General features: G+C 70.4%; 23 protein-coding genes. 14 read left to right on the forward strand and 9 right to left on the reverse strand.

Annotation, left to right across the window (positions count from 1 at the left end; genetic code table 11):
• Window positions 1-71 precede the first annotated feature (71 nt).
• On the forward strand, window positions 72-476 hold the full coding sequence (locus AB0M83_RS16115; RefSeq protein ID WP_364517586.1) for a pyridoxamine 5'-phosphate oxidase family protein: 405 nt from the start codon (window positions 72-74) through the stop codon (window positions 474-476).
• On the opposite strand, the gene AB0M83_RS16120 is transcribed toward AB0M83_RS16115, so the two are convergent.
• The 5 genes from AB0M83_RS16120 to AB0M83_RS16140 form a co-directional block, all read right to left on the reverse strand.
• Window positions 470-1,384, reverse strand: a complete 915-nt coding sequence (locus tag AB0M83_RS16120; protein WP_364517588.1) for an alpha/beta hydrolase — start codon at window positions 1,382-1,384, stop codon at window positions 470-472. The genes AB0M83_RS16115 and AB0M83_RS16120 overlap by 7 nt on opposite strands.
• A 90-nt stretch (window positions 1,385-1,474) precedes the next feature.
• Window positions 1,475-2,548 carry a ribonucleotide-diphosphate reductase subunit beta gene (locus tag AB0M83_RS16125; RefSeq protein ID WP_364517590.1) on the reverse strand — a complete coding sequence of 358 codons (1,074 nt, stop codon included), beginning with the start codon at window positions 2,546-2,548 and terminating at the stop codon, window positions 1,475-1,477.
• Between the two features lie 14 nt (window positions 2,549-2,562).
• On the reverse strand, window positions 2,563-5,499 hold the full coding sequence (locus AB0M83_RS16130) for a ribonucleoside-diphosphate reductase subunit alpha (protein ID WP_364517592.1): 2,937 nt from the start codon (window positions 5,497-5,499) through the stop codon (window positions 2,563-2,565).
• A gap of 268 nt (window positions 5,500-5,767) precedes the next feature.
• Window positions 5,768-6,373 (reverse strand): acetoacetate decarboxylase family protein, encoded by a 606-nt coding sequence (locus AB0M83_RS16135; protein WP_364517594.1) that lies wholly within the window; start codon window positions 6,371-6,373, stop codon window positions 5,768-5,770.
• Window positions 6,370-7,209, reverse strand: coding sequence for an enoyl-CoA hydratase-related protein (locus AB0M83_RS16140; RefSeq protein ID WP_364517596.1), 840 nt, complete (start codon window positions 7,207-7,209; stop codon window positions 6,370-6,372). The genes AB0M83_RS16135 and AB0M83_RS16140 overlap by 4 nt, the downstream gene beginning before the upstream one ends.
• Window positions 7,210-7,366: 157 nt before the next feature.
• On the opposite strand from AB0M83_RS16140, the gene AB0M83_RS16145 reads away from it, so the two are divergent.
• The 8 genes from AB0M83_RS16145 to AB0M83_RS16180 are packed head-to-tail and all read left to right on the forward strand — an operon-like array spanning window position 7,367 to window position 17,199.
• Window positions 7,367-8,158, forward strand: coding sequence for a TIGR03084 family metal-binding protein (locus tag AB0M83_RS16145; RefSeq protein ID WP_364517598.1), 792 nt, complete (start codon window positions 7,367-7,369; stop codon window positions 8,156-8,158).
• A complete protein-coding gene (locus AB0M83_RS16150) occupies window positions 8,155-9,843 on the forward strand; it encodes an acyclic terpene utilization AtuA family protein (protein WP_364517600.1) in 1,689 nt (562 codons plus the stop codon). Before AB0M83_RS16145 ends, AB0M83_RS16150 begins: the two co-directional genes overlap by 4 nt.
• Window positions 9,840-10,988, forward strand: coding sequence for an acyl-CoA dehydrogenase family protein (locus AB0M83_RS16155; RefSeq protein ID WP_364517602.1), 1,149 nt, complete (start codon window positions 9,840-9,842; stop codon window positions 10,986-10,988). The genes AB0M83_RS16150 and AB0M83_RS16155 overlap by 4 nt, the downstream gene beginning before the upstream one ends.
• On the forward strand, window positions 10,985-12,583 hold the full coding sequence (locus tag AB0M83_RS16160; RefSeq protein ID WP_364517604.1) for a carboxyl transferase domain-containing protein: 1,599 nt from the start codon (window positions 10,985-10,987) through the stop codon (window positions 12,581-12,583). The genes AB0M83_RS16155 and AB0M83_RS16160 overlap by 4 nt, the downstream gene beginning before the upstream one ends.
• A gap of 7 nt (window positions 12,584-12,590) precedes the next feature.
• On the forward strand, window positions 12,591-14,540 hold the full coding sequence (locus AB0M83_RS16165) for a biotin carboxylase N-terminal domain-containing protein (protein WP_364517606.1): 1,950 nt from the start codon (window positions 12,591-12,593) through the stop codon (window positions 14,538-14,540).
• A complete protein-coding gene (locus AB0M83_RS16170; protein ID WP_364517608.1) occupies window positions 14,537-15,703 on the forward strand; it encodes an acyl-CoA dehydrogenase in 1,167 nt (388 codons plus the stop codon). The genes AB0M83_RS16165 and AB0M83_RS16170 overlap by 4 nt, the downstream gene beginning before the upstream one ends.
• A gap of 60 nt (window positions 15,704-15,763) precedes the next feature.
• Window positions 15,764-16,600 carry an NAD(P)-dependent oxidoreductase gene (locus AB0M83_RS16175; RefSeq protein WP_364517610.1) on the forward strand — a complete coding sequence of 279 codons (837 nt, stop codon included), beginning with the start codon at window positions 15,764-15,766 and terminating at the stop codon, window positions 16,598-16,600.
• On the forward strand, window positions 16,597-17,199 hold the full coding sequence (locus AB0M83_RS16180; protein WP_364517612.1) for a TetR/AcrR family transcriptional regulator: 603 nt from the start codon (window positions 16,597-16,599) through the stop codon (window positions 17,197-17,199). Before AB0M83_RS16175 ends, AB0M83_RS16180 begins: the two co-directional genes overlap by 4 nt.
• Before the next feature lie 8 nt (window positions 17,200-17,207).
• On the opposite strand, the gene AB0M83_RS16185 is transcribed toward AB0M83_RS16180, so the two are convergent.
• Window positions 17,208-18,029 (reverse strand): helix-turn-helix transcriptional regulator, encoded by an 822-nt coding sequence (locus tag AB0M83_RS16185; RefSeq protein WP_364517614.1) that lies wholly within the window; start codon window positions 18,027-18,029, stop codon window positions 17,208-17,210.
• A 111-nt stretch (window positions 18,030-18,140) separates the two neighbouring features.
• Here AB0M83_RS16185 and AB0M83_RS16190 point away from each other — a divergent pair, with 111 nt between their 5' ends.
• The 4 genes from AB0M83_RS16190 to AB0M83_RS16205 all read left to right on the forward strand — a co-directional run bounded on the left by AB0M83_RS16190 (window position 18,141) and on the right by AB0M83_RS16205 (window position 22,095).
• Window positions 18,141-19,184 carry an aldo/keto reductase gene (locus tag AB0M83_RS16190; protein WP_364517616.1) on the forward strand — a complete coding sequence of 348 codons (1,044 nt, stop codon included), beginning with the start codon at window positions 18,141-18,143 and terminating at the stop codon, window positions 19,182-19,184.
• A gap of 164 nt (window positions 19,185-19,348) precedes the next feature.
• Window positions 19,349-19,606 (forward strand): hypothetical protein, encoded by a 258-nt coding sequence (locus AB0M83_RS16195; protein ID WP_364517618.1) that lies wholly within the window; start codon window positions 19,349-19,351, stop codon window positions 19,604-19,606.
• 86 nt (window positions 19,607-19,692) lie between these two features.
• On the forward strand, window positions 19,693-21,474 hold the full coding sequence (murJ, locus tag AB0M83_RS16200; protein ID WP_364517620.1) for a murein biosynthesis integral membrane protein MurJ: 1,782 nt from the start codon (window positions 19,693-19,695) through the stop codon (window positions 21,472-21,474).
• Between the two features lie 126 nt (window positions 21,475-21,600).
• Window positions 21,601-22,095 carry a hypothetical protein gene (locus AB0M83_RS16205; RefSeq protein WP_364517622.1) on the forward strand — a complete coding sequence of 165 codons (495 nt, stop codon included), beginning with the start codon at window positions 21,601-21,603 and terminating at the stop codon, window positions 22,093-22,095.
• Window positions 22,096-22,296: 201 nt separating this feature from the next.
• Here AB0M83_RS16205 and AB0M83_RS16210 read toward each other — a convergent pair whose 3' ends face one another.
• Entirely contained in the window at window positions 22,297-23,205 is a 909-nt protein-coding gene (locus tag AB0M83_RS16210; protein ID WP_364517692.1) for a chitinase, read from the reverse strand.
• A 310-nt stretch (window positions 23,206-23,515) separates the two neighbouring features.
• Here AB0M83_RS16210 and AB0M83_RS16215 point away from each other — a divergent pair, with 310 nt between their 5' ends.
• Window positions 23,516-24,808 carry a GGDEF domain-containing protein gene (locus AB0M83_RS16215; protein ID WP_364517623.1) on the forward strand — a complete coding sequence of 431 codons (1,293 nt, stop codon included), beginning with the start codon at window positions 23,516-23,518 and terminating at the stop codon, window positions 24,806-24,808.
• Here AB0M83_RS16215 and AB0M83_RS16220 read toward each other — a convergent pair.
• On the reverse strand, window positions 24,801-25,763 hold the full coding sequence (locus tag AB0M83_RS16220) for a 2-oxoglutarate and iron-dependent oxygenase domain-containing protein (protein WP_364517625.1): 963 nt from the start codon (window positions 25,761-25,763) through the stop codon (window positions 24,801-24,803). The two genes, AB0M83_RS16215 and AB0M83_RS16220, sit on opposite strands and share 8 nt — an antisense overlap.
• Window positions 25,764-25,788: 25 nt before the next feature.
• Window positions 25,789-26,247 (reverse strand): nucleoside deaminase, encoded by a 459-nt coding sequence (locus AB0M83_RS16225; RefSeq protein ID WP_364517627.1) that lies wholly within the window; start codon window positions 26,245-26,247, stop codon window positions 25,789-25,791.
• Between the last annotated feature and the right edge of the window lie 65 nt (window positions 26,248-26,312).

The raw sequence follows: 26,312 nt of genomic DNA on the forward strand, positions 1-26,312 counted from the left end.
TAGACGATCACACAGGCATCCCGGGGTCTCGCCCATGGGATCGTCCGAGCGGATCGGGTTGACTCGACGTCATGACCGCGTTCACTGATGAGGACCTCGAATTCCTTCGGCGGCCCCTGCACGGCTTCCTGACCGTGGCCGGCGGCGAGCCCCGGCCGGTGTGGTTCGAGGCGACGGCCGAAGGCACGATCCAGCTGTTCACGGAAGTGGACTCGCCGAAGGTCCGGCGGGTGGGCCGGGACCCGCGAGCGTCGCTCGTGGTGGCGGCGCCGGTGGGGGAGCGTGAGCGGTGGGTTTCGGCCGCGGGCCGCGTCACGGTGGAACCCGGGGGAGCGCACGACCTCGCGTCGCGCCTGGCTGAGCGCTACTGGGACCTGGCGGACCCGGCCCGCGCCGCGACCCTCGAGGAAATCCTGGCCACGGACCTGATCCGCCTGGTGATCCACCCGGAGAAGGTGCGCCGCTACGTCTACTGAGCCAGGTTGGCGGTGAAGTACTTGGCCAGCTTCTCGACGGCGAGGTCGATGTACTCGCGCTTGTCGTAGAGATCGACGTGGCTCGCGCCCTCGATCCAGTGGATCTCCGCCGGGCCGGTGGCGCGCCGGTGGGCTTCCAGGCCCATCCAGGCGGTGACGGCGCGCTCGCCGAGGATCTGCAGGATCGGGCGCGGGCCGATCAGCGGCACGGCGTGGAAGACGTCGCTCGCGGCCATCTTGTCGACGCTGTCCCAGGTGAGGAACTTCGCCGAGCGCTCGTGGTGGCCGCGGGCGCCGCAGTAGTACTCCCAGCCTTCGATGCCGTGCTGTCCGCCGAGCGCGCCGGCTTCCGCGGCGGTCTCGGGGAACATCGTCAGCACGCCGGGGTACTCGCCGCGGGCGGCGGCGGTGCGTGCCTGCGCGGCGGCGTCCAGCAGCCCCTGGAAGACGGCCGGGTCCTGGGTGCCGTCGGCGCCGTAGCGGAACTGGCGGGCCGGCTCGGCCGTGCAGACCGTCGCGACGGCCTTGACCCGGTGATCACCGCCGGTGGCGGCGAGCGAATAGCCGCCGGAGGCGCAGATGCCGAGCAGGCCGATCCGGCCGGCGTCGACCTCGGGCCGGGTGGTGAGGAAGGAGACCGCGGCCTTGAAGTCCTCGATCCGCTGGGCGGGATCCTCCAGCCCGCGCGGCAGGCCGCCGGACTCGCCCTGGTGGGCGGCGTCGAAGGCGAGGGTCACGAAGCCCCGCTCGGCCATCAGGCTCGCGTAGGTTCCGGAGGTCTGTTCCTTGACGCCGGTGCCGGGATGGCCGACCACGAGGGCCGGAAGCGGGCCGTCGGCGCCGTCGGGAACGTAGAGGTGGGCGGCGATGTCGATGCCGGCGCTGGTGAAGGTGACGGTGGTGGTCATGTCTCCACCATCGACCCGGGATGTGACCGGCAAAAGCCGCGGGTTCCTGCCTGGGAAGAATCCTTCCCAGGCAGGAACCCGATCGGGAGATCAGTCCCAGTCGAGCGCGCCGCCCGACTGGTACTCGATGACGCGGGTCTCGAAGAAGTTCTTCTCCTTCTTCAGGTCCATCGCCTCGGACATCCACGGGAACGGGTTCTCGGTCTCGCCGAAGATCGGCTGGAGGCCGATCTGCTGCGCGCGCCGGTCGGTGATGAAGTGCATGTACTGCTCGCACAGCTGCGCCGACAGGCCGAGCATGCCGCGGGGCATCGTGTCGCGCGCGTACTTGACCTCGAGCTCGCACGCCTCCTTCAGCATCCCGCGGACCTCTTCCTGGAACTCGGGCGTCCACAGGTGCGGGTTCTCGATCTTGATCTGGTTGATGCAGTCGATGCCGAAGTTCAGGTGGATCGACTCGTCGCGCAGGATGTACTGGTACTGCTCGGCGATGCCGACCATCTTGTTGCGGCGGCCGAGCGACAGGATCTGCGCGAAGCCGGTGTAGAACCACATGCCCTCGAAGATCACGTAGAACGCGACGAGGTCACGCAGGAACGCCGTGTCGGCCTCCGGCGTCCCGGTCTTGAAGTCCGGGTCCTCCAGGTGCTGCGTGTACTTCAGTGCCCACGCGTCCTTGTCCGAAATGGACGGGACCTCGCGGTACATGTTGAACAGCTCGCCCTCGACCAGGCCGAGGCTCTCGCAGATGTACTGGAAGGTGTGCGTGTGCACGGCTTCCTCGAACGCCTGGCGCAGCAGGTACTGGCGGCACTCGGGGTTGGTGATCTGCCGGTACACCGCGAGCACGATGTTGTTGGCCACCAGGGACTCCGCGGTCGCGAAGAAGCCCAGGTTGCGCTTGAGCATCTGCCGCTCGTCCTCGGTGAGGCCGTCCTTCGACTTCCACAGCGCGATGTCGGCCTGCATGGCGACCTCGGTCGGCATCCAGTGGTTGTTGCAGCCGGCCAGGTACTTCTCCCAGGCCCACGTGTACTTCATCGGCAGCAGCTGGTTGACGTCGGCGCGCGCGTTGATCATGCGCTTGTCGTCGACGTTGATCCGGGCGGCGCCGACCTCGATCTCCCCGAGGCCGGTCGCGTCCGTGGTCTCCACGTTGGTCATGTTCCTCAGGTTCCTTACTGGCAGGATTCGCAGTCGGGGTCGTCGATGCGGCAGGCGGCGCCCTCGGTGGCGACGAAGTCCACGTCCGTCTTCGGCAGTTCCTTGGACTCCGGCTTCGGAGCCGGGGTCACCGGCACGGCCGGGACCGCGGCGGCCGGCGCCGGCGCGGGGGCCGGAGCCGCGGCGGGCGCAGCGGGCGCCGGGGTGGCCGAGACGGCGTTCAGCTTGCCGTCGGTGCCGCGCAGGGTGCTCTTCTCGACGTGCGTCGCGGACTGCGCTCGCAGGTAGTACGTGGTCTTGAGGCCCTTGTGCCACGCGTAGCGGTACAGCTCGTCGAGCTTGCGGCCGCTCGGCGCCGCGATGTAGAGGTTCAGCGACTGCGCCTGGTCGATCCACTTCTGGCGCACCGAACCGGCGTCGACGATCCACTTCGACTCGATCTCGAACGCCGTCGCGTACAGCGCCTTGAGGTCGTCCGGCACGCGGTCGATCTGGCCGAGGCTGCCGTCGAAGTACTTGAGGTCGCTGACCATGACCTCGTCCCAGAGCCCGCGGGCCTTGAGGCTCTTGACCAGGTGCGGGTTGACGACGGTGAAGTCGCCGGACATGTTCGACTTGACGAACAGGTTCTGGAACAGCGGCTCGATCGACTGGCCGACACCCGAGATGTTGGAGATCGTCGCGGTCGGCGCGATCGCCATCACGTTGGAGTTGCGCATGCCGACGGTCTTGACGCGCTCGCGCAGCGGTGCCCAGTCCAAAGTGGACGACAGGTCGACGTCGAGGCCGTCACCGCGGCGGGCGTCGATGAGCAGCTGCATCGAGTCGATCGGCAGGATGCCCTTGCTCCACAGCGAGCCCTCGAACGACTGGTACTGCCCGCGCTCCTCGGCGAGGTCGGTCGACGCCGAGATCGCGTAGTAGGAGAGGTGCTCCATGGAGACGTCGGCGAACTTCACGGCCTCGTCCGAGGCGAACGGGACGCCGATCTCGAACAGCGCGTCCTGGAAGCCCATGATGCCCAGGCCGACCGGGCGGTGGCGCAGGTTGGAGCGCCGGGCCTCCGGGATCGTGTAGAAGTTGATGTCGATCACGTTGTCCAGCATGCGGACGGCCGTGCGGACGGTCTTCTCGAGGCGCTGGGTGTCCAGGCCCTCGGGGGTGACGTGCTTGAGCAGGTTCACCGAGCCGAGGTTGCAGACCGCGACCTCGTCCGTGGTGGTGTTCAGCGTGATCTCGGTGCACAGGTTGGACGAGTGCACGACGCCGACGTGCTGCTGCGGCGAGCGCAGGTTGCACGGGTCCTTGAACGTGATCCACGGGTGGCCGGTCTCGAACAGCATGGTGAGCATGCGGCGCCACAGCTCCACCGCGCGGATCCGGCGGAACACCTTGATCTCGCCGCGGTCGGCCATCGCCTCGTACTCGCGGTAGCGGGCGGAGAACTCGTTGCCGTAGAGGTCGTGCAGGTCCGGGGTCTCGTTCGGCGAGAACAGCGTCCACTCGGCGTTGGCCTCGACGCGGCGGAGGAACTCGTCCGGCACCCAGTTCGCGGTGTTCATGTCGTGGGTGCGCCGGCGGTCGTCACCGGTGTTCTTGCGCAGGTCGAGGAACTCCTCGATGTCCACGTGCCAGGTCTCGAGGTACGCGCACGCCGCGCCCTTGCGCTTGCCGCCCTGGTTGACCGCGACCGCGGTGTCGTTGGCGATCTTGAGGAACGGCACGACGCCCTGCGACTGGCCGTTGGTGCCCTTGATGTGCGCGCCGAGGCCGCGGACCGGGGTCCAGTCGTTGCCGAGGCCGCCCGAGTACTTCGCCAGCAGCGCGTTGTTCTTGTACGCCTGGAAGATCGAGTCCAGGTCGTCGTCCACCGTGGTCAGGAAGCAGGACGACAGCTGGGCGCGCGTGGTGCCCGAGTTGAACAACGTCGGGGTGGAGGCCATGAAGTGGAACGTCGAGAGCAGCTCGTAGAACTCGATGGCGCGGGCTTCGCGGTCGTCCTCGCGGATCGCGAGGCCCATCGCGACGCGCATGAAGAACGCCTGCGGCAGCTCGAAGCGGGTGCCGTCGTGGTGCTGGAAGTACCGGTCGTACAGCGTCTGCAGGCCGAGGAAGCCGAAGTCGAGGTCGCGCCGGGCATCGATCGCGGCGGTGATCTTGTCCAGGTCGAAGGACAGCAGCTCGCCGTCGACCAGCTCCAGCTCGACCGCGCGGCGCAGGTAGGCGCGGAAGTACGAGGGGTACTCCGCCGCCATCTCGTCCTGGCTGGCCTGGCGCGGCTTCTTCGCGAGGTAGCTCAGGGCCTCGCCGCGCAGCTTGTCGAGCAGCAGCCGGGCGGAGACGTAGGAGTAGTTCGGCTCCTGCTCGACCAGCACGCGGGCGGCCAGGACCTGGGCCAGGGCCAGCTCGTCGGCGCTGATGCCGTCGTAGAGGTTGCGCTTGGCCTCGGCCAGCACCGGCTCGGCGCTGACGTCTTCGAGGCCGGCGACGGCCTCGCCCACGACGTGGGACACGCGGGCCCAGTCGAGCGGGCGCAGGACGCCGTCGGCGCCCTTGACGTTCAGCGCGACCTCGGTGGTGGCGGGCTTGGCGGCCTCGCGGGCCTTGCTGCGCTCGTCGCGGTAGAGGACGTACGCGCGGGCGACCTTGTGGTGCTCGCCGCGCATGAGGGCGAGCTCGACGATGTCCTGGATCTGCTCGATGTGCAGGGCGGTTTCGGGGCCGGCGTGCCGCAGCAGGGTGGTCTCCACCTGCTGGGTCAGCTCCGCTACGACGTGGTGCACGCGTGAGGACGCGGCGGCGTCGCCACCCTCGACCGCGAGGAACGCCTTGGTCAGCGCGACCGAGATCTTCCCGGCGTCGAACGGCGACACGCTGCCGTCCCGCCGGATGACCCGGATCGCGGTGGATGTGTCGGCGGCGGAGGGCCGCTGACCGGTTTCGACTGACATGCGTGTCTCCAAGTTTTCGGGCGCGTTCGATCGCCACACGGCGTGATGAGGCCGTGCGCAGGTGTTTTCCAGGCTGCTTGGCAGGTCTTGCGCAGCGGTCTCCCCGTCGCTGGGGCCTGCCGGTTCCCAGAGACTACATGTAGGGGTGCCCGCCCGCACGGGCCCCCAGATGGCGTGTCGCGAGTTCACTCTGACGGGATTACGTGATCACCCAGAGAAGCACTTCAACGCGCGATTGCGGGGTTCCGCGGGTAGGTTTCGCAGCCGGTCAGGAGCCGAAGCGCAGCTCCGACTTCGGGAGCTCCAGGCTCGTCACCGGCCGGCGCCCGGCGAGGTAGCCGAGCGGGCCGTCCGGGTTGAAGCTCCAGTCCGCCGACGCCGGGCGTGGCCGGATCTTCGCGCCGACCGGGGTGCGCAGGAGGCCGTCGCGTTCCTGGACCACCTCGAACGACGTCGGCACGCGCAGCGGCAAGGCGGGCCGGGGCTTGAACGCCGCCGTCGCGATCCAGTCCTCCGAGGTTGCCGCCGTGGCTTGGAACGTGCGGCCGCCGGTGAAGTCCAGGGTCGCCAGGTCCTTCGGGATCGCCCACAGCTCGCGGCCGCCCGCCAGGGACGCCTCGCTGTCGACCCAGATCTCGGTGATCGAGCAGGACACCCGCCGGGCCTTGATCGCCACCGCGGAAAGGAGTTCGTGGTAGGCCATCTGCCCGGGCGGGGTGTAGTCGATCCACGCCGTGAACACCGACGCGTGGCCGGCCACGAGCAACGGCTCGGTGCCGGGCGGCAACGCGGGCAGCCGAGAAGGCGGAACGCGCCAGATCGACACCCGCGCGTCGGCGGTCAGGTTCCAGGGCTGCGGCGGGTAGAGGCTCATTCTTCCAACCAGGGGAGATACGGGGGCAGGTCCTTGTCGACGCGCATGCCGAACGCGGGCGGTCGCTTCTGCAGGAACGACATGACCCCTTCGACGGCGTCCGGGCTCGCGCCCAGCCCGCCGATGAGGCGGGAGTCGAGTTCGTGCACCGGGAACGGCGACTCGGCGCTCGCCATCCGGTAGAGCAGCTGGCGGGTCACCGCGACCGACACCGGCGCGGTCTTCTCCACGATCTCGCGCGCCAGCTCGTACGCCTCGTCGAGCACGGTGCCGATCGGGAACACCTGGTGCACCAGTCCCTTTTCGAGGGCTTCGGCGGCAGGGAAGACCCGGCCGCTGATCATCCAGTCCAGCGCGGTGCCCATACCGACGAGCCGGGGGAGGAACCACGCCGACGCGCCTTCGGGGTAGATGCCGCGCCGCGTGAACACGAAGCCGAAGCGCGAGTCTTCCGAGGCGAGCCGGTAGTCGCACGAGAGCGTGATCGTGACGCCGCCACCGACGGCCGCGCCGTGCAAGGCCGCGATCACCGGCTTGTTCATCGTGAAGATCCGCTTCGAGCACCGGCCGGCGGGCTCCTGCCACGCCGCGTCCGGCCCGGTCGCCGGGTCGAAGTCGAAGCCGCCCTGCGACAGGTCGGCGCCGACGCAGAAGTCCGGGCCCGCGCCGGTCAGCACGACGACGCGGACGTCCTCGTCGCGGTCCGCGCGGTCCATCGCGGCGCCGAGCTCGTCGGCCATCCGGATCGTGTAGCCGTTGCGCGCCTCGGGGCGGTTCAGCGTCACCGTGGCTATCCGGTCCGCGACGGCGTAGGTGATCTCGGCGTAGTCGGCCATGGTGAGGAACGTATTGCAGCCGGCCACTACTGGCAAGCTGTCAATAGCACACTTTCCCGTGAAAGTGCGGTTGCTGTCCCAGGCAAAACAATCAGGCGTGCTTGATTTTTCCGGTGGCCGGTGCGACGCTGGGCGCCAGGACGCAAGGAGGCGGCGGATGGCGGATCTCGGCGTGATCCTCGGGGATCTCGACGCGGAGACACGGACGATCGACGACGTGGTGGCGGGCCTGCCCGCGTCGGACTGGGCGCGGGCCACGCCCGCCGAGGGGTGGACGATCGCGCACCAGATCGCGCACCTGGCCTGGACCGACCGGAAGGCCCTGATCGCGGCGGCTCACCCGGAGGACTGGCAGGCCGAGGTCGAGGAGCTGCTCAAAGCGGGGGAGACCTACGTCGACGACGGCGCCGCGGCCGGGGCCGAGCGGCCGCCGCGTGAGATCCTCGAAGACTGGCGTTCCGGGCGCGCCGCGCTGGCCGCCGCGCTCGCCGCTGTGCCGGACGGGCAGAAGCTGCCGTGGTACGGCCCGCCGATGAGCGCGGCCTCCATGGTCACCGCGCGGCTGATGGAGACCTGGGCGCACGGCCAGGACGTCTTCGACGCGCTGGGCCTGACGCGCGAGCCGACCGCGCGGCTGTGGCACATCGCGCGCTTCGGCACGCGCACCCGCGACTTCGCGTTCCTGACCCGCTCGCTCGCCCCGCCGGCGGAGGAGTTCCGCGTCGAGCTGACCGCGCCCGATGGCACCACCTGGGCGTTCGGCCCGGAGGAGGCCGAGCAGAAACTCACCGGCAGCGCGCTGGACTTCTGCCTGGTCGTCACGCAGCGGCGGCACCCGGCCGACACCGACCTGGCCGCCCACGGTGCCGACGTCGAAGAGTGGCTGACCATCGCGCAGGCCTTCGCCGGGCCTCCCGGGGAAGGCCGTAAGCCGGGGCAGTTCGCATGACCTATCGCATCGGCAACGCTTCGGGCTTCTACGGTGACCGGTTCAGCGCGGTCCGCGAGATGCTCACCGGCGGGCCCCTCGACGTCCTGACCGGCGACTACCTGGCCGAGCTGACCATGCTCATCCTCGGCCGCGACCGGATGAAGGACGCGAACCGCGGCTACGCCAAGACGTTCCTGCGCCAGATGGAGGAGAACCTCGGCCTGGCGAAGGAAAAGGGGGTCAAGATCGTCGCCAACGCGGGTGGCCTGAACCCCGCCGGGCTCGCGGACGCGCTCCGGGAGCTGGCCGATCGCCTCGGTCTCGACGTCAAGATCGCGCACGTCGAAGGGGACGACCTGGTGGCCCGCGCCGAGGAGCTGGACCTCGGGAAACCGTTGACCGCCAACGCCTACCTCGGCGCCTGGGGCATCGTGGAGTGCCTCAACGCGGGCGCGGACGTCGTCGTCACCGGGCGCGTCACCGACGCCTCGGTGATCGTCGGCCCGGCCGCCGCGCACTACGGCTGGGCGCGCGACGACTTCGACGCCCTCGCCGGCGCGGTCGCGGCCGGGCACGTCATCGAATGCGGCGCCCAGGCCACCGGCGGCAACTACGCCTTCTTCACCGAGCATTCTCTGGGCGTGCCGGGTTTCCCGATCGCCGAGATCGAGGCCGACGGCTCCAGCGTTATCACCAAGCACCCCGGCACCGGGGGCGTGGTGAACACCGGCACGGTCACCGCGCAGCTGCTGTACGAGATCACCGGCGCGCGCTACGCGGGACCCGATGTGACCACGCGGTTCGACACGCTCTCGCTGACCGAAGCCGGACCAGACCGCGTCCGCATCTCCGGCGTCCGAGGCGAAGCTCCGCCGCCGACCCTGAAGGTCGCGCTCAACACCCTCGGCGGGTTCCGCAACGAGACTACGTTCGTCCTCACCGGACTCGACATCGAGGCGAAAGCCACGCTGGTGCGCGAACAACTCGAAGCGTCCTTGAAGGACCGGCCGCCCGCCGACGTCCGCTGGACTCTCGCGCGCACCGATCACCCCGACGCGGACACCGAGCAGGCCGCGAGTGCGCTCCTGCACGTCGCCGTCAAGGACGCCGACCCCAAGGTCGCCGGGCGCGCGTTCACCGGCGCCGCCGTCGAGCTGGCGCTGGCCAGCTACCCCGGGTTCCACGTCACCGCGCCGCCGTCGGACGCCTCGCCGTACGGCGTCTACACCGCAGCTTATGTGGACGCGGGGAAGGTGCCGCACGTCGCGGTGCTGCCGGACGGGATGCGGGTCGACATAGCGCCTTCGGTGTCCACTCAGGACCTGTCCGATGTGGACGAGCCCGCCCTGCCCGAGCCCCTGGACCACGGGCCGGTACGCCGCGTGCCCCTGGGTACCGTCGTCGGCGCCCGCAGCGGCGACAAGGGCGGCAACGCCAACCTCGGCGTCTGGGTGCGGTCCGATGAGGCCTGGCGGTGGCTGGTGCACCGGCTGACCGTCGCCGAACTCAAGCTGCTGCTGCCCGAGACGGCCGACCTGCCGGTGATGCGCTACCTGCTGCCGAACCTGCGGGCGATGAACTTCGTGGTCGAAGGCATCCTCGGTGAAGGCGTCGCTTCGCAGGCGCGGTTCGACCCGCAGGCCAAGGCGCTGGGCGAGTGGCTGCGCTCGCGCGAAATCGACGTTCCCGAGGTGCTCCTGTGACCGATCCGTTCCGGACGCCCGAGCGGGCCGAACTGCGCAAGACCGTGCGGAAGTTCGTCGAGCAGGAGGTCCTGCCGCACCTCGACGACTGGGAGCGCGCCGGCGAACTGCCCCGCGACCTGCACCGCAAGGCCGGGGACCTCGGCCTGCTCGGGGTCGCGTTCCCCGAGGAGATCGGCGGCGGCGACGGCAACTACCTCGACGCGCTCGTCGTCGCCGAGGAAATGCACTACGCGGGCGGCTCCGGCGGGCTGTTCGCGTCGCTGTTCACCTGCGGCATCGCCGTCCCGCACATCGCCGAGGCGAACGACCCGGTCCAGATCGAACGCTGGGTCCGCCCGGCGCTGACCGGCGACAAGATCGGCTCCCTGGCCGTCACCGAGCCGGACGGCGGCTCGGACGTCGCCGGGATCCGGACCACCGCCGTGCGCGAAGGCGACGAGTACGTCATCAACGGTGCCAAGACCTACATCACCTCCGGCTGCCGCGCGGACTTCGTGACGACTGTTGTGCGCACCGGCGGCGACGGCGCGCACGGGCTTTCGCTGATCGTCGTCGAACGCGGGACACCCGGGTTCACGGTGTCGCGCAAGCTGGAGAAGATGGGCTGGCTCTGCTCCGACACCGCCGAACTGTCCTACGTGGACGTCCGGGTGCCGGTGGAGAACCTGGTGGGCACCGAGAACAGCGGGTTCGCGCAGGTGGCCACCCAGTTCGTCACCGAACGGCTTTCCCTGGCCGTGCAGGCGTACGCGCACGCCCAGCGCGCCCTCGACCTGACGCTGGACTGGTGCCGGTTGCGCGAGACGTTCGGCCGTCCGTTGATCTCGCGGCAGGTCGTGCAGCACAAATTGGCCGAGATGGCGCGGAAGACCGACGTCGCGAGGACCTACACCCGGCAGGCCGCGATCCGGCACGTCTCGGGCGAAGAGGTCATCGCCGAAGCCTGTTTCGCCAAGAACACCGCCGTCGAGGCCGCCGAGTGGGTGGTCAACGAGGCCGTCCAGCTGCACGGCGGGCTCGGCTACATGCGCGAGTCCGAAGTGGAGCGCCACTACCGCGACGTCCGGATCCTCGGCATCGGCGGCGGCACCACCGAGATCCTCACCGGCCTGGCCGCGAAGCGATTGGGATACACCTCGTGACTACCTTGAGGTCCACAGTGGACACGCGGGCCGCCGAGTTCGGCGCCAACCGCGAGGCGATGCTGGAGAAGCTCGCCGAGATCGACACCGAGCAGGCCAAGGCCGTGGCCGGTGGGGGCGAGAAGTACGTCGAACGCCACCGCAAGCGCGGCAAGCTCCTGGCCCGCGAGCGCATCGAGCTGCTGCTCGACGAGGACTCGCCGTTCCTGGAGCTCTCGCCCCTGGCAGCTTGGGGTACCGACTACCGCGTCGGCGCGAGCCTCGTGACCGGTATCGGGGTCGTCGAAGGCGTCGAGTGCCTGATCTCGGCGAGCGACCCGACGGTCAAGGGCGGCGCCAGCAACCCGTGGACCACCAAGAAGAGCTTCCGCGCCGCGGACATCGCCGCGCAGAACCGGCTGCCGTCGATCAACCTCGTCGAGTCCGGCGGCGCGGACCTGCCGACGCAGAAGGAAATCTTCATCCCCGGCGGCCGCATCTTCCGCGACATCACGCGGGCCTCGGCCGCGGGCTGCCCGACGGTCGCGCTCGTGTTCGGCAACTCGACCGCGGGCGGCGCGTACCTGCCGGGGATGTCCGACTACGTCGTGATGGTCAAGGAGCGCGCCAAGGTGTTCCTCGGCGGACCGCCGCTGGTCAAGATGGCGACCGGGGAGGAGTCCGACGACGAGTCGCTCGGCGGCGCCGAGATGCACGCGCGCACGTCAGGCCTGGCCGACTACCTGGCCGTCGACGAGCAGGACGCGATCCGCCTGGGCCGCAACATCATCAAGCGGCTCAACTGGACCAAGCAGGGGCCGACGCCGAAGCCGGACTACGCCGAGCCGCTGTACGACGCCGAGGACCTGCTCGGCATCGTGCCGACCGACCTCAAGGTGCCGTTCGACCCGCGCGAGGTCATCGCCCGCGTCGTCGACGGCTCCGACTTCGACGAGTTCAAGCCGCTCTACGGCTCGTCGCTCGTGACGGGCTGGGCGAGCATCCACGGCTACCCGGTCGGCGTGCTGGCCAACGCCCAAGGCGTGCTGTTCGGCGAGGAGTCGCAGAAGGCCGCGCAGTTCATCCAGCTGGCCAACCAGATCCACACGCCGCTCGTGTTCCTGCACAACACCACCGGCTACATGGTCGGCAAGGAGTACGAGCAGAGCGGCATCATCAAGCACGGCGCGATGATGATCAACGCGGTGTCGAACTCGAAGGTGCCGCACCTGTCCGTCCTCATGGGAGCGTCCTACGGCGCCGGGCACTACGGGATGTGCGGCCGGGCCTACGATCCCCGCTTCCTGTTCGCGTGGCCGAGCGCGAAGTCCGCGGTGATGGGCCCGGCGCAGCTGGCCGGCGTGCTGTCCATCGTGGCCCGCGCGGCGGCGGAAAGCCGCGGCCAGGAGTACAACGAGGAGCACGACAAGGCCATGCGCGCCATGGTGGAAGGCCAGATCGAAGCCGAGTCGATGCCGATGTTCCTCTCCGGCATGCTCTACGACGACGGCATCATCGACCCGCGCGACACCCGCACCGTGCTGGGGCTGAGCCTGTCCGCGATCCACAATGGACCAGTGAAGGGCGCCGAGGGCTTCGGCGTCTTCCGGATGTGAGTGAGCGATGATCCAGAACCTGCTGGTCGCCAACCGCGGCGAGATCGCCCGCCGCGTCTTCCGCACCTGCCGCGACGCCGGGATCGGCACGGTCGCGGTGTTCTCCGACGCCGATGCCGCCGCGCCTCATGCGCTGGAAGCCGACGCGGCCGTCCGGTTGCCCGGCAACGCGCCGTCCGAGACGTACCTACGGGCCGAGCTGCTGGTGAAGGCCGCGGCCGACACCGGCGCCGACGCCGTCCACCCCGGCTACGGCTTCCTGTCCGAGAACGCTGCCTTCGCGCGCGCTGTTGTCGACGCCGGCCTGACCTGGGTCGGCCCGCCGCCGGAGGCCATCGAGACCATGGGCTCCAAAGTGGAGTCCAAGCGGCTGATGGCGGCCGCGGGCGTGCCCGTGCTGTCCGAATTGGACCCGGCGTCGGTCACTTCCGGCGACTTGCCGTTGCTGGTCAAGGCGTCCGCCGGGGGTGGCGGCCGCGGGATGCGCGTGGTCCGGTCGCTCGACGAGCTGGCCGAGGCGGTGGAAGGCGCCAGTGCGGAAGCCGGGTCGGCGTTCGGCGATCCGACCGTCTTCTGCGAGCGGTACCTGGAGACCGGGCGGCACATCGAGGTTCAGGTTCTCGCCGACACCCACGGCACGGTCTGGGCGGTGGGCGAGCGGGAGTGCTCGATCCAGCGGCGGCACCAGAAGGTCGTCGAGGAGGCGCCGTCGCCGTTCGTGGACGCCGCCATGCGCGAGGAGCTGTTCGACGCCGCCCGCAAGGCCGCCAAGGCCATCGACTACGTCGGCGCGGGCACGGTCGAGTTCCTCGCCGGCCCGGACGGCCGGTTCTACTTCCTCGAGATGAACACCCGGCTGCAGGTCGAGCACCCGGTCACCGAGAACGTCACCGGGCTGGACCTGGTCGCGCTGCAGCTGCGGATCGCCGAGGGCGAACGGCTGCCCGCTGACCCGCCGCCGACCGTCGGTCACTCCATCGAGGTCCGGCTCTACGCCGAAGACCCGGCAGCGAACTGGCAGCCGCAGAGCGGCACGCTGCACACCTTCGAAGTGCCCGATGTGGACCGTGAGTTCACGGAAGGCGCCGGATTGCGGCTCGACTCCGGGTTCGTCAGCGGCTCGGTCGTCGGGGTGCACTACGACCCGATGCTGGCCAAGGTGATCACCTGGGCCCCGACCCGCGCCGAAGCCGCCCGCCGGCTCGCCAAGGCCTTGGCGGCGGCGAAGATCCACGGTGTGGTCACCAACCGCGATCTCCTCGTGAACATCCTGCGCCACGACGCCTTCCTGGCCGGTGAGACAGACACCGCGTTCTTCGACCGGCACGGCCTGGACACTCTCGCCGCGCCGCTGGCCACTGTGGACACCGAGCGGCTCTCAGCTCTCGCGGCAGCCCTGGCGGATGCGGCGGGCAACCGGGCGTCGGCGACCACGCAGGGCAGGCTGCCCAGCGGCTGGCGCAACGTCCGCTCGACCGGTCAGCGGAAGGTCTTCTCGATCGCGGACCGCGAGTACGAGGTCGTCTACTCGCTGACGCGCGACGGTTTGAAGGCCGACGGGTTCGAGGCCGGGCTGGTCACCGCCGAGCCCGGCCGGGTGGTCCTGGACGTCGCCGGCGTGCGGCGCGCCTTCGACGTCGCCCGGCACGCCGGAGTGTCCTACGTGGACTCCGCGCTCGGCTCGGTGGCGCTGACGGCGGCGCCGCGGTTCGCCGACCCGGGCGCGGCCCTGGCCGCGGGGTCGCTGGTCGCGCCGATGCCGGGCACGGTCGTCCGGCTCGCCGTGCAGGCCGGGGACCCGGTGAAGGCGGGCGACCCGTTGCTGTGGCTCGAGGCGATGAAGATGGAACACCGGATCGCCGCTCCCGCCGACGGTGTGGTGGCGGAACTGCCGGTGACAGTGGGACAGCAGGTCGAAGTGGGCACGATCCTCGCGGTGGTGGGAGAAGCAGAATGAACGCGATGAACTTCATCGAGCCGGAGGAGCGGATCGCGCTTCGCAAGGCCGTCGCCGAACTCGGTGCCAAGTACGGGCACGAGTACTACGCGCGCAAGGCCCGTGCCGACGAGAAGACCCACGAACTGTGGGACGAAGCCGGCCGGCTGGGCTACCTCGGCGTCAACATCCCCGAGGAGTACGGCGGCGGGGGCGCGGGCATCGCCGATCTCGCCGCGGTGCTCGAAGAGCTGGCCGCCGCGGGCTCGCCGCTGCTGCTGATGGTCGTCTCGCCGGCCATCTGCGGCACCGTGATCTCCCGCTTCGGCACCGAAGAGCAGAAGAAGCAGTGGCTCCCCGGCATCGCCGACGGCAGCAAGCGGATGGTCTTCGCGATCACCGAGCCGGACGCGGGGTCGAACTCGCACAAGATCACCACCACCGCCAAGCGCGATGGCGACGGCTGGGTCCTCAGTGGACGCAAGGTCTACATCTCCGGCGTCGACGAGGCCGACGCGGTGCTCGTCGTCGGCCGGATGGAGGACTCCCGGACCGGCAAGCTCAAGCCCGCGCTGTTCATCCTGCCGACGGGCACCCCCGGCTTCGAGTACACGAAGATCCCGATGGACATCATCGCGCCGGAGAACCAGTTCTCGCTGTTCCTCGACGACGTCAAGCTCCCGGCCGAAGCTCTCGTCGGCGAGGAGGACGCGGCGATCGCGCAGCTGTTCGCCGGCCTGAACCCGGAACGCATCATGGGTGCGTCGTTCTCCCTCGGCATCGCCCGGTACGCGCTTTCCAAAGCCGTCTCCTACGCCAACCAGCGGCAGGTGTGGGGCACGCCGATCGGCGCCCACCAGGGCCTCGCGCACCCGCTTTCCGAAATCAAGATCGAACTCGAACTCGCGAAGCTGATGACGCAGAAGGCGGCGTCGCTCTACGACTCCGGCGACGACTTCGGCGCGGGGGAGTCGGCCAACATGGCGAAGTACGCCGCCGCCGAGGTGGCCATCCGCGCGACCGACCAGGCCGTGCAGACCCACGGCGGCAACGGTCTCGCCACCGAGTACGGCCTCGGCACGCTGGTCACCGCTGTCCGGCTCGGCCGGATCGCGCCGGTCAGCCGCGAGATGGTGCTCAACTTCGTCGGCCAGCACAGCCTCGGCCTCCCGAAGTCCTACTGACTACCGATTCCGAAGCGTCACTTTCTCTAGGAAAGATGCGTCGCCTCACGGAGGTTTCACATGGCTGGATTGACGGGTAGGACCATCATCATGTCCGGCGGCAGCCGCGGCATCGGTGAGGCGATCGCGCTCCGCGCGGCGAAAGACGGCGCGAACGTCGCGCTGCTGGCCAAGACCGCCGAACCGCACCCGAAGCTGCCCGGCACCATCCACACCGCCGCGGAAGCCATCGAGAAGGCCGGCGGGCACGCGCTGCCGATCCTCGGCGACGTCCGCGACGACGACGGGGTCGCGGCGGCCGTGGCCAAGACGGTCGAGCAGTTCGGCGGCATCGACGTCGTGGTGAACAACGCCAGCGCGATCGACCTGACGCCGACCGAGCAGGTCAGCATGAAGCGCTACGACCTCATGCAGGACATCAACGCGCGCGGCACGTTCCTGCTGTCCAAACTGGCCATCCCGCACCTGCGCCAGGGGATGAACCCGCACATCCTGACGTTGTCGCCGCCGATCAGCCTCGACGAGAAGTGGTTCACCGCCGGGCACCTCGCCTACAGCATCGCGAAGTACTCGATGAGCCTGGTGACCGTCGGGCTCGCGGCGGAACTGAAGAAGGACGGCGTCGCGGTCAACTCGCTGTGGCCGCGCACGACCATCGACACGGCGGCGATCCGCAACGTCGTCGGCGCCGAGCTGGCCGACCGCAGTCGGACGCCGGAGATCATGGCCGACGCCGCGTACGCGATCCTCACCAAGCCGAGCCGCGAGGCGACCGGGAACTTCTACCTCGACGACGAGGTGCTGCGGGCCGAAGGCGTCACCGACTTCGCGAAGTACCGCGCCGGCGACACCGCGGAAGAGGACCTGCAGCTCGATTTCTGGGTCGATCCGGCTTGACCGGCGTCCGCGAACCCCAGCAGGAACGCAGCCGCACGACGCGGCGGCGGCTGATCGAGGCCGCGCTCGACGGCTTCGGCGAGCGCGGCTGGCACGGCGTCACGGTGGCCGGGATCGCCGAACGAGCCGGCGTCTCGCGTGGTGCGGCCCAGCACCACTTCCCGACGCGGGAGGACCTCGTCGCGGCGGCGGTCGACCTCCTGGGCGAGGCCCAGATCGACGAGCTGCGTGCCCAGGCCGCGGACCTGCCGAGCGGGGCGTCGCGCATCGAGCGCGTCGTCGAGATGGTGCTGAACCTCTACACCGGGCCGCTGTTCCGCGCGGCGCTGCAGCTGTGGTCGGCGGCGGCGACCGACGAGGCGCTGCGGGACGTGCTGGTGCCGTTGGAGGCGCGCGTCGGGCGCGAGGCGCACCGGGTGACGGTGGAGCTGCTCGGCGTCGACGAGTCCCGGCCGGGCGTGCGCGAACTGGTCCAGGCCACCCTCGACCTCGCTCGGGGCCTGGGCCTGGCCAACCTGCTGACCGACGACACCCGCCGGCGGCGGCAGATCGTCCGGGAGTGGGCCCGGACGCTGGAGCTGCGCCTCGCGGACGGCTGAGCCGCCCGTCAGCCCGCGCGCAAGCGGTCCAGGGCCGCCTGGCTCTGCTCGTCCGCGGCGCGGTAGATCACCAGCAGCTGGTCCGGGTCCTGCAGCGGCCGGAGCGTTTCGAACTGCACGGTGAGCACCCCGGCTTCGGGGTGCCGCATGACCTTGTGCCCGCGGCCGCTGACCTTGACGTCCCGCTCGGCCCACAGGCGCGCGAACTCTTCGTTGCCGTCGGTGAGTTCGGCGATGAGGCCGGTCAGCGCGTCGTCGTCCGGGTGGGCGGCCCACGCGGCGCGCAGGTGGGCGATCCCTTCCCGCACCACGCGTTCGCGGTCGAGGTAGAACTCGCGGACCTGCGGGTGCATCAGGCACAGCCACATCGAATTGCGCTGCGCCGGGGCGAGCGTGTCGAAATCCACCAGCAGCCCGGCCATTTCGTCGTTCCAGGCCAGGATGTCGTAGCGGTGGTTCAGCACCATGGCCGGCAGGGGCGCGAGATCGGTGACCAGCCGGGCCAGCGGCGGCGCCGGGGTGGTGACGAGCTTGTCGGTGTCGCGCGGGCGCTGCCCGGCCAGGTCGAAGAGGTAGGCGCGCTCGTCGGGAGCCAGGCGCAGCGCCCGGGCCAGCGCCTCCACCACGTCCGCGGAGGGCCGCAGCCCGCGGGCCTGTTCCAGCCGCACTACGTAGTCGACGCTGACCCCGGCCAGCTCGGCGACCTCTTCGCGGCGCAGTCCCGGAGTCCGCCGGGCCTGGCGGCGCGACGGCAGGCCGAAGTCCCGCGGGTCCAGGCGTTCGCGCCGGGTCCGCAGGAACGCGCCCAGCTCCACGGTCGGGGTCGTCATGATCGGTGCAACCGCCGGAGTGGGACTCGTGTTCCCAGGATGTTCCTTCCCTTACCCCGGGCGCGCGGCGATCGGAGACTCGCTGTCGACAACGGATCAAAGGAGGACTCCATGGCACTCACCCTGGACAGCTACCGGCTGCTGGGCCGCTCGGGGCTGCGGGTCTCCCCGCTGGCGCTGGGCACGGCGACCTTCGGCACCGAGTGGGGCTGGGGTGCCGGGAAGGCCGAGGCGCGCAAGCTGTTCGACACCTACGTCGAGCGCGGCGGCAACTTCATCGACACCGCCAACACCTACACGGACGGCAGTGCCGAGCGCCAGCTGGGCGAGTTCGCCCGCGACCGCCGCGAAAGCCTGGTGCTGGCCACGAAGTACACGACCCTGCGCCGGCCCGGCGACCCGAACTCCGCGGGCTCGCACCGCAAGAGCCTGTTCGCGTCCGTGGAAGCCAGCCTGACCCGCCTGAACACGGACTACCTCGATCTGCTCTACCTGCACGTGTGGGACTTCGCGACCCCGGTCGAGGAGATCCTGCGCGGCCTGGACGACCTCGTCCGCCAGGGCAAGGTGCTGTACGTCGCGATGTCCAACGCCCCGGCCTGGGAGATCTCGCGCATGCAGGCGATCGCCGACCTGCGCGGCTGGTCGCCGCTGGTCGGGCTGCAGGTCGAGTACAACCTGATCAACCGAGCCGCGGAACGCGACCTGATCCCGATGGCGCGGGCGATGGGGCTGGGGGTGACACCGTTCTCGCCGCTGGCGGGCGGCCTGCTGACCGGCAAGTACCGCGATGCCGCGCCGGAGGCCGGCACCCGCCGCAGCTTCAACGCCGGCCTGGGGATGGTCACCGAACGGAACCTCGCCATCGCCGACGTCGTGACGGAGATCGCCACCGAGCTGGGCCACACCCCCGCGCAGGTCGGGCTGGCGTGGACGCTGCAGAACCCGGGCGTGACGGCCCCGATCATCGGCGCCCGCACGCCCGGGCAGCTGGAGGGCAACCTCGGTGCGCTGGAGGTCGAGTTCACCGAGGCCCAGCTGGTCCGGCTCGACGAGGCCAGTGCGATCGACCTCGGCTACCCGCACGACCTGCTCGCCGGTGACCACATCCGGGCGGTGATGCGCGGCGACCTGAAGCTCGAACCACGCCGGTGACCGCGGGACGCCTGAACCGCTCACCGTGACCGCCGAACCGCTCACCGAGAACCGCGACCCATCGGAACCTCGACCGGCTCCGAAACGTCATAGTGCCGTAAGTAACACAATCGGCCCAATGGGCGAATGACTGGTAGTAGCGATTTTCGAAGGAAGGCAGTCCGGTGTCCGGTTCAGGAGTCGAGCTCACCCACCGCGCGATGGCGATGCTGAAGGCGGTGGCAGCGGGCCGTGCTCAGATGTCGTGCAGCTGCGAGCCCGATCTCTTCATCGACGGATTCGCCTGTTGCGATCAAATGACGGCCCACGCGCTGGCCCACGGCGGCTACCTGCGTCCCGCCGTCGAGGTCGCCGCCGGGCGCGTCACGGCTGAGCTGACCGAAGCCGGCCGTGCCGCGCTGGAGATCACCGCGGCCGCCTGAGCAGCCGCAGGCGCGTTACGGAGCGTCCCGGCTCCGAACACGTGTTCGGTATCCCGTGCGCGATCCCGACCTGGCAGGCTTGAGCCATGGCGGAACCCCCACCACCGGTGGACGACGAGGCGACGGTCTTCCTCCCCAGCGATCTGCGCGGTGCCCACTGGCCGACCCGCGACCCCGACGTCTCCCGGCGGCCCTACGACGAGTTCGCCACCCAGATCGTCGCGCGGCCGCCCGCGTCGCCGGTCTCGGCCGGCCGCGGCGAAGGCGCCGGCTCGTCGCTGGCCCGCTCGAGCGGGCGGATGGCCGTCGCCTCGACCGTCAGCCGGATCACCGGGTTCGTCGCGAAGCTGCTGCTGGCCGCCGTGGTCGGCACCCGGGTCGTCAACGACTCCTTCACCGTCGCGAACACCCTGCCCAACATCGTTTTCGAGCTGCTCTTCGGCGGTGTGCTCGCCAGCGTCGTCGTGCCGCTGCTCGTCCGCTCCCAGGACGACCCGGACGGCGGCCGCGCCTACACCCAGCGGCTGATCACGATGGGGCTGGTGCTGCTCACCGTCGGCACGGCCGTCGCGGTGGCGATCGCGCCGCTGTTCACCTCGCTCTACGTCGACAAATCGTCTCCGACGGCCAATCCGGGGCTCACCACCGCGCTCGCGTACCTGCTGCTGCCGCAGATCCTGTTCTACGGCCTCTTCGCGCTGCTTTCGGCGATCCTCAACGCCCAGAACGTCTTCGGCCCGCCGGCCTGGGCGCCGGTGCTGAACAACGTCGTCGTCACCGCCACGCTCGTCGTGTTCGCCGTCGTGCCGGGGGAGCTGACGCTGGATCCGGTCCGGATGAGCGACCCGAAGCTGCTGGTGCTCGGCCTCGGCACCACGCTCGGCATCGTCGTGCAGGCGCTGGTGCTGATCCCCGCCCTGCGGCGCACCGGTTTCCGGTTCCGCTGGCGCTGGGGCTTCGACCCGCGGATCCGCGAGTTCGGCGGGCTCGCCGCGTGGATCCTCGGCTACGTCGTGGTCAGTCACGTCGGGTTCGTCGTCACCACCCGCGTGCTGACCTACGGGACCAGCGGTGGCGTCACGGCCTACAGCTACGCGTCCCTGCTCTTCCAGCTCCCGTACGGGATCCTCGGCGTCTCGCTGCTGACCGCGCTGATGCCGCGGATGAGCCGCGCCGCCGCGGACGGCGACACGGTTTCGCTCGTCGGCGACCTTTCGCTCGCCTCCCGCATCTCGACGGTCCTGTTCGTGCCGATCTCGGCGGTGCTGGCGGTGGTCGGCACGCCGGTCGGCATCGCGATCTTCACGTGGGGCCGCGGCACCCTCGACGACGCCGAGCGGCTCGGCCAGACCCTGGCCGTCTCCGCGGTCGGGCTGCTGCCCTTCGCGCTGGTCATGTTGCAGCTGCGGGTCTTCTACGCCATGAAGGACGCTCGCACGCCCACGTTGATCATGCTCGTGATGACCGCCGTGAAGATCCCGCTGCTGCTGCTCTGCCGCGGGCTGCTCGACGGCGACCACATGGTCCTCGGGGTGATGCTCGTGAACGGGGCCGGGTTCGTCGTCGGCGCCGTCCTCGGCCAGGTCTGGCTGTGGGTGCGGCTCGGGCACCTGCGCAGCAAGCGGTCCCTGCGGGTCGGGCTGATCACCCTCTCCGCCAGCGCCCTCGGCGTCGGGGCCGCGGTGCTCGCCGGCTACGCCGTGCCCGGCTCGCTCGGCACGATCCCCGCCGCCTGGGTGAAACTGCCGGTCCAGACCTTGCTCGGGATGGCCGTCCCGTTCGGTTTGCTGGCGCTGCTGAAGCTCCCGGAGTTCACGCCCGTGACCCGGCGCGCGGGCGCTCTCCTGCGGCGGCTCTCGCCTCGTTGACGACTACGGCCGGGAGCGTGATCCGGATGTCTCGAACCGGTAACGAGACCGCTGCGATCAGCGCGTTTACATTTGCCGCGCGGCTTTCTACGATCCACGGGATCAGCGATGGGGTGGAGGTCGTGCATGACGCGCAGGGCGCGCAGGCGGCGGGACCGGGTCACGGTCGACGAACTGCTGCACAAGGCCGGGGCGCGGCCGCGCAAACCCGGTTCGCGCTCGGCCGAGGCAGCCGCCCGGCGTGATCCCGAGGACGAGCCGCGCGGTGCGGCCGGCCGGATCGCGCTGGCGTCGGCGGTGATCGTGGTGCTCGGCGGGCTCGTGCTCGTCCTGGCGACGCGGAGCGACCCCGTCCCGGGGTCCACGCGATTCCCGCAGCTGCAGCCGGCCACCGGCGTCCCGACGTCGAGCGTGATCGCCGCGCCTACTCAGACGACGACACCGTCGCCGGTGGTGATGCACGCACGCCAGACACCGACGCCGACCCCCACGCCGACCGTGACGGTCGACCTGCCGCCGTCCCCGACGACGACGGTCACCCTCCCGAAGTTCACCCCGGGCTACCCGGACTACCGGTGCTACCCCTACGGCTGCCGCCGTGACGGCACGCCGGTGCGCTGAGACCGGGAGCGTGTCCGAACGCCAGGAATGAGTCATTCACCGCGCCGGACGCCGGGAATGAGTCATTCACTGCGTTCCGGCTCGCCGAACCCGGTTCCCGGTGACCGGAACGGGTTTCGCCGGCCGGGAACCCGCGAAGACCCCCTCACCGGCCCCGATGCCGGTGAGAGGGTCTTCGACAGCCCCACTACGGGTCTCGCGTCAGCCGGCGTACCCGGCGACGATCTTCGTGAACGCGTACTTGTCCTGCGTGATGCCGCTGCACTCGCCGCCGCCGCTGCAGTCGCGGTTGGTGGCCCAGAACGTGAAGCGGGCCAGGTGGTGGCTCGTGGCGTAGCCGCGGATGGAGTTGAAGTTGGCCACCGTGACCGTCTCGCCCGCGTTGTCGGTCTTGCCGTTCATCGAGGAGAGGCCGCTGTGCCGGTAGGCGGTGTCGTCGTTCCAGCCGAACGTGGTCTTGAGCTGGTTCTTGAGCCCGTCGACCGCGGACTTCGTCAGCGCGGCCATGTCGCCGCCGCTGGAGAAGTCGAACGGCATGACCGACCAGACGTCCACACCCGCGCCGATCGCCTTGGCCTGGTTGATCAGGCGCTGGCCCCACGAATCGGGGCCGGTCGTCGTGGTGCCGATGGTGATGACGACCTTCAGGTTCGGGTTCTTCTGCTTGGTCAGCTTGACCGCGTTGAGGATGCGGTCCTGCACCGTGTTGTTCTGGAACTCGTCGGTGTTCTCGATGTCGAGGTCGATCGCCTTGAGGCCGTAGGCGTCGATCACCTTCTGGTACGCGCCGGCCAGCGCCGACGCCGACGTGCACTTCGAGCCCAGTTTCGTGCCGGACCAGCCGCCGAAGGAGGGGATCACGTCCCCGCCCGCGTTGCGGATGTTCTGGATCATCGTCTTGTCCGAGCCGGTCAGCGAGCGGCTGCCGTCCCACTTCGGGTTGCAGGTGCCGTCGGACAGGACGAACGCGAGGGTAAACGCTTTCACGCCGGTGGCCGACATCGCCGCGGTCGGGCTGGTCTGCCCGCCCCACTGGTACAGGTACGGCGAGGCGAGCACGGGGTCGACCGCGGCCATGGCCTGCGGGGCGAGGCCGACCGCCGTCGCCATCGCGGCTCCGGCGGCGACCGCGAGGGTCACCAGCCGGCGCAGGCGGCTCGACGCTGGTCGGATCGACGATGAACGGTGCAGCATGGGGTCCTCCAAGCGAGCAGGTTGGAGCACCTCCGGTTTGAGGCGGCGGGATCATCCCGGGAGGAGCGCTGTGCCACCACACAGTGGACTAGACCAATGTTGGCTGTCAACCCTCCGAGGGTCGGAAATATGACTCACCGTGCGTACGCGGCTCCTCAGCGTCGGGGACGTGAGATTCCCCTGAAGGCGGAGTGACAGCGCCCCGCATTCCGGCTACTTTGCCGAAATGGTGGGGGATTCGGTCGCCGCCGGCGGGGGACGCCGCCCGGGCCGGTTCCTGCCCGCCGTCGTCCTGCGGCGCTGGGCGCTGCGGCGGTGGGCACTGTGGCGGCTGCCGCGCCGCGGTCAGGTCCTCTACCTCGTCGCGATCGACACGCTCGCCGTCGCCGCCACCGTGCTCGCGGCCCTCCGGTTCCCGCCGCTCGCCACCATGCTGGCGCCGTTCGCGCTGCTCCTGGGCGGGATGCTGGTGTCGGCCGAGCTCGCCCGCGCGGTCGAACGCCACCGCGAGGAGACGCTCCTCGGCCCCGGCGTCGACACCCCGTGGATCTTCGCCGGCGTACTGGTGCTCCGGCCGGGCCTCGCCGTCGCGCTGGTCGTGCTCTCCGCGCTGCACCAGTGGTTCCGGGTCCGCAGAAGACCCGTGTACCGGCAGGTGTTCGGCGCCGCCGCGACGGCGCTGGCCGGCCTCGTCGCCGGCGCGTTCCTCACCGCGACCCGCGTCCGGCCGCTCGGCGAGGTCCTCGACGCCCGCACCGTCGTCCTGCTGACCGTCGCCGGCGTGGTGTTCCTGGCGGTGAACGCCGCGCTCGTGACCGCCGCCGACGGTCCCCGCCGGCCCCGTGAAGCTCTTCCGGGACACGCTTTCGACGCCGCGATGACGGCGTCCGCCCTGCCGCTCGCCTGGGCCGTGCAAGCCGCGCCGCTGCTGGTCCCGCTGCTGGCCGGCGCCACCGTCGTGCTGCACCGCGGCGGGCTGGGCCGCGGCCGCCGCGACCACGTCACCCTCGACCCCGGCACCGGCGTGCTGACCGCGGCGTCGTGGCGCGGCGCCGCCGAAGCCGAGCTGACCCGGCTCGGCCGCCACGGTCCCGGCCAGGCCGTGCTGCTGCTCGACCTCGACCACTTCCGCCAGCTCAACGACCGTTACGGCGTCCGCGTCGGCGACGCCGTCCTGCGCGCGGTCGCCGACACCCTGCGCGACGAAGTCCGCTCGGCCGATCTCGTGGGCCGGTCCGGCGGCGAGGAGTTCGCGGTGCTGCTGCCCGGCACCGGCCGCTTCGACGCGATGGCCATCGCCGAGCGGATCCGGCTGAAGGTCGCCTCGACGCTGGTGGCGTTGAAGGTTTCGGGCGACGGGCCCCAGTTCGTCGGCGTGACGGTGTCGATCGGCGTCGCGGGCTGCGCGGACGGGCTGCTCGCGGACGCACTGCTCGCGGCGGAAGCGGCGGTGCTGCGCGCGAAGGCGGCGGGCCGCAACCGCACGATCTGCGCCGACCCCGACTCGGGCCTCAGGTGACCGTGATCGCGTTCAGCTTCTCCCGCAGGTAGTCCGCCGCGATCACTTCCGGGTACGTCCGCTTGCCCAGCGGCGGCGCCAGTGACGTGATCCGCGCGTCGTAATCGGTCTCGTAGAAGAAGATCAGCGACACGAGGTCCTCGTCGGGGGCCGAAGCGGCCGGGGGCAGGACGCGGTGGCGCGTCGAACGCCACCGGTCGCCCGTCCAGCGGGCCATCAGGTCGCCGATGTTGACCGTGAACGCGTCGGGGTGGAACGGCGCGTCCGCCCACTCGCCGCCGTCCGTGTAGACCTGCAGCCCGCCGACGCCGGCCTGGCGGTCGAGCACCGTCACCGTGCCGAAGTCGGTGTGCGGGCCGATCCGGAACTGCTCCGGTTCGGGCGCGCCGACGTGGGTCATCGGCGGGTACCAGTTGATGTTGAACGTGTACGTCGGCTGCGCGGTGTGGCGCGTGAAGTGGCTCGCGGCCAGGCCGAGCGCCGCGGCGAAGATTTCGAGCAGGTGGTCCGACAGCGCCCGCATCCGGCGCATGTACTCCGTGGCCGTCTCGGCGAGCCCCGGCACCTCGTCCGGCCAGACGTTGGGCTGGAACCAGAACCCGTCGATTTCGGCAACGCCGACGCCGAAGTCGGCGCCTGCCGAGTACGACTCCTTGAGGTCCGGCGGTGTCTCGGTGCCCTCGGCGTAGCCGTTGGCCTCGACGCCCGGCGGCAGCCAGCCGCGGCCGCCGACGGTGACGGCGTAGCGCTGCTTGACGTCCACTGGCAGCGCGAAGAACTCCCGCGCCAGCTCACGCGTCCGGCGGCGCAGGTCGTCCGGCACGCCGTGCCCGGTGACCAGCAGGAAGCCGGACTCGCGCAGCGCGTGGTCGATCTGCCCGGCCACCTCGGCGCGACCTTCGGACGTGCCCGCGAACCACGGTGAGAGGTCCACGAGCGGAACGGTTGACGGCATGCCTGCTCCTCGGTGAAACACTGTCCTATCCGGACTTCTCGACCCCGATGTCCTCGGACCACAGGTCCGGGCGCGCGGCGATGAACTCCGTCATCAGCGCGGTGCACGCGGGATCGTCGAGCAGGGTGATCTCCACGCCGAGTTCCGCGAGCCAGTCGTGCCCGCCGTGGAACGTCGCCGCCTCGCCGATGATGACGCGCCCGATCCCGAACTGACGGACGAGCCCGCTGCAGTACCAGCACGGCGAAAGCGTGGTGACCATGATCGTGTCGCGGTAGTGCGGGCGGCGCCCGGCGTTGCGGAACGCCGAAGTCTCGGCGTGCATCGAGGGGTCGTCGTCCTGCACGCGCCGGTTGTGCCCGCGGCCCAGCAGCGTGCCCGCGGTGTCGAACAGCGCGGCCCCGATCGGCACGCCGCCCTCGGCCTTGCCCAGTTCGGCTTCTTCACGGGCGACGGCGAGCAGGGCGCCAGGGTCGATCGGCATGCGTCACTCTTTCCGCCCGGCGCGGTCCGTGGCAAGGGTTTGACCACCTCAGGTGGATCGCGGAC

This window comes from Amycolatopsis sp. NPDC051106 (assembly GCF_040682775.1).
Taxonomy (GTDB): domain Bacteria; phylum Actinomycetota; class Actinomycetes; order Mycobacteriales; family Pseudonocardiaceae; genus Amycolatopsis.

Bases quoted from the DNA above. Each gene is read 5' to 3' on its own strand.
- AB0M83_RS16125 (WP_364517590.1), bottom strand. From the start codon at position 2,548: ATGACCAACGTGGAGACCACGGACGCGACCGGCCTCGGGGAGATCGAG.
- AB0M83_RS16120 (WP_364517588.1), bottom strand. From the start codon at position 1,384: ATGACCACCACCGTCACCTTCACCAGCGCCGGCATCGACATCGCCGCC.
- AB0M83_RS16175 (WP_364517610.1), top strand. From the start codon at position 15,764: ATGGCTGGATTGACGGGTAGGACCATCATCATGTCCGGCGGCAGCCGC.
- AB0M83_RS16115 (WP_364517586.1), top strand. From the start codon at position 72: ATGACCGCGTTCACTGATGAGGACCTCGAATTCCTTCGGCGGCCCCTG.
- AB0M83_RS16185 (WP_364517614.1), bottom strand. From the start codon at position 18,029: ATGACGACCCCGACCGTGGAGCTGGGCGCGTTCCTGCGGACCCGGCGC.
- murJ (WP_364517620.1), top strand. From the start codon at position 19,693: ATGGCGGAACCCCCACCACCGGTGGACGACGAGGCGACGGTCTTCCTC.
- AB0M83_RS16145 (WP_364517598.1), top strand. From the start codon at position 7,367: ATGGCGGATCTCGGCGTGATCCTCGGGGATCTCGACGCGGAGACACGG.
- AB0M83_RS16140 (WP_364517596.1), bottom strand. From the start codon at position 7,209: ATGGCCGACTACGCCGAGATCACCTACGCCGTCGCGGACCGGATAGCC.
- AB0M83_RS16130 (WP_364517592.1), bottom strand. From the start codon at position 5,499: ATGTCAGTCGAAACCGGTCAGCGGCCCTCCGCCGCCGACACATCCACC.
- AB0M83_RS16135 (WP_364517594.1), bottom strand. From the start codon at position 6,373: ATGAGCCTCTACCCGCCGCAGCCCTGGAACCTGACCGCCGACGCGCGG.
- AB0M83_RS16215 (WP_364517623.1), top strand. From the start codon at position 23,516: ATGGTGGGGGATTCGGTCGCCGCCGGCGGGGGACGCCGCCCGGGCCGG.
- AB0M83_RS16225 (WP_364517627.1), bottom strand. From the start codon at position 26,247: ATGCCGATCGACCCTGGCGCCCTGCTCGCCGTCGCCCGTGAAGAAGCC.
- AB0M83_RS16165 (WP_364517606.1), top strand. From the start codon at position 12,591: ATGATCCAGAACCTGCTGGTCGCCAACCGCGGCGAGATCGCCCGCCGC.
- AB0M83_RS16190 (WP_364517616.1), top strand. From the start codon at position 18,141: ATGGCACTCACCCTGGACAGCTACCGGCTGCTGGGCCGCTCGGGGCTG.
- AB0M83_RS16170 (WP_364517608.1), top strand. From the start codon at position 14,537: ATGAACGCGATGAACTTCATCGAGCCGGAGGAGCGGATCGCGCTTCGC.
- AB0M83_RS16150 (WP_364517600.1), top strand. From the start codon at position 8,155: ATGACCTATCGCATCGGCAACGCTTCGGGCTTCTACGGTGACCGGTTC.
- AB0M83_RS16205 (WP_364517622.1), top strand. From the start codon at position 21,601: ATGACGCGCAGGGCGCGCAGGCGGCGGGACCGGGTCACGGTCGACGAA.
- AB0M83_RS16210 (WP_364517692.1), bottom strand. From the start codon at position 23,205: ATGGCGACGGCGGTCGGCCTCGCCCCGCAGGCCATGGCCGCGGTCGAC.
- AB0M83_RS16220 (WP_364517625.1), bottom strand. From the start codon at position 25,763: ATGCCGTCAACCGTTCCGCTCGTGGACCTCTCACCGTGGTTCGCGGGC.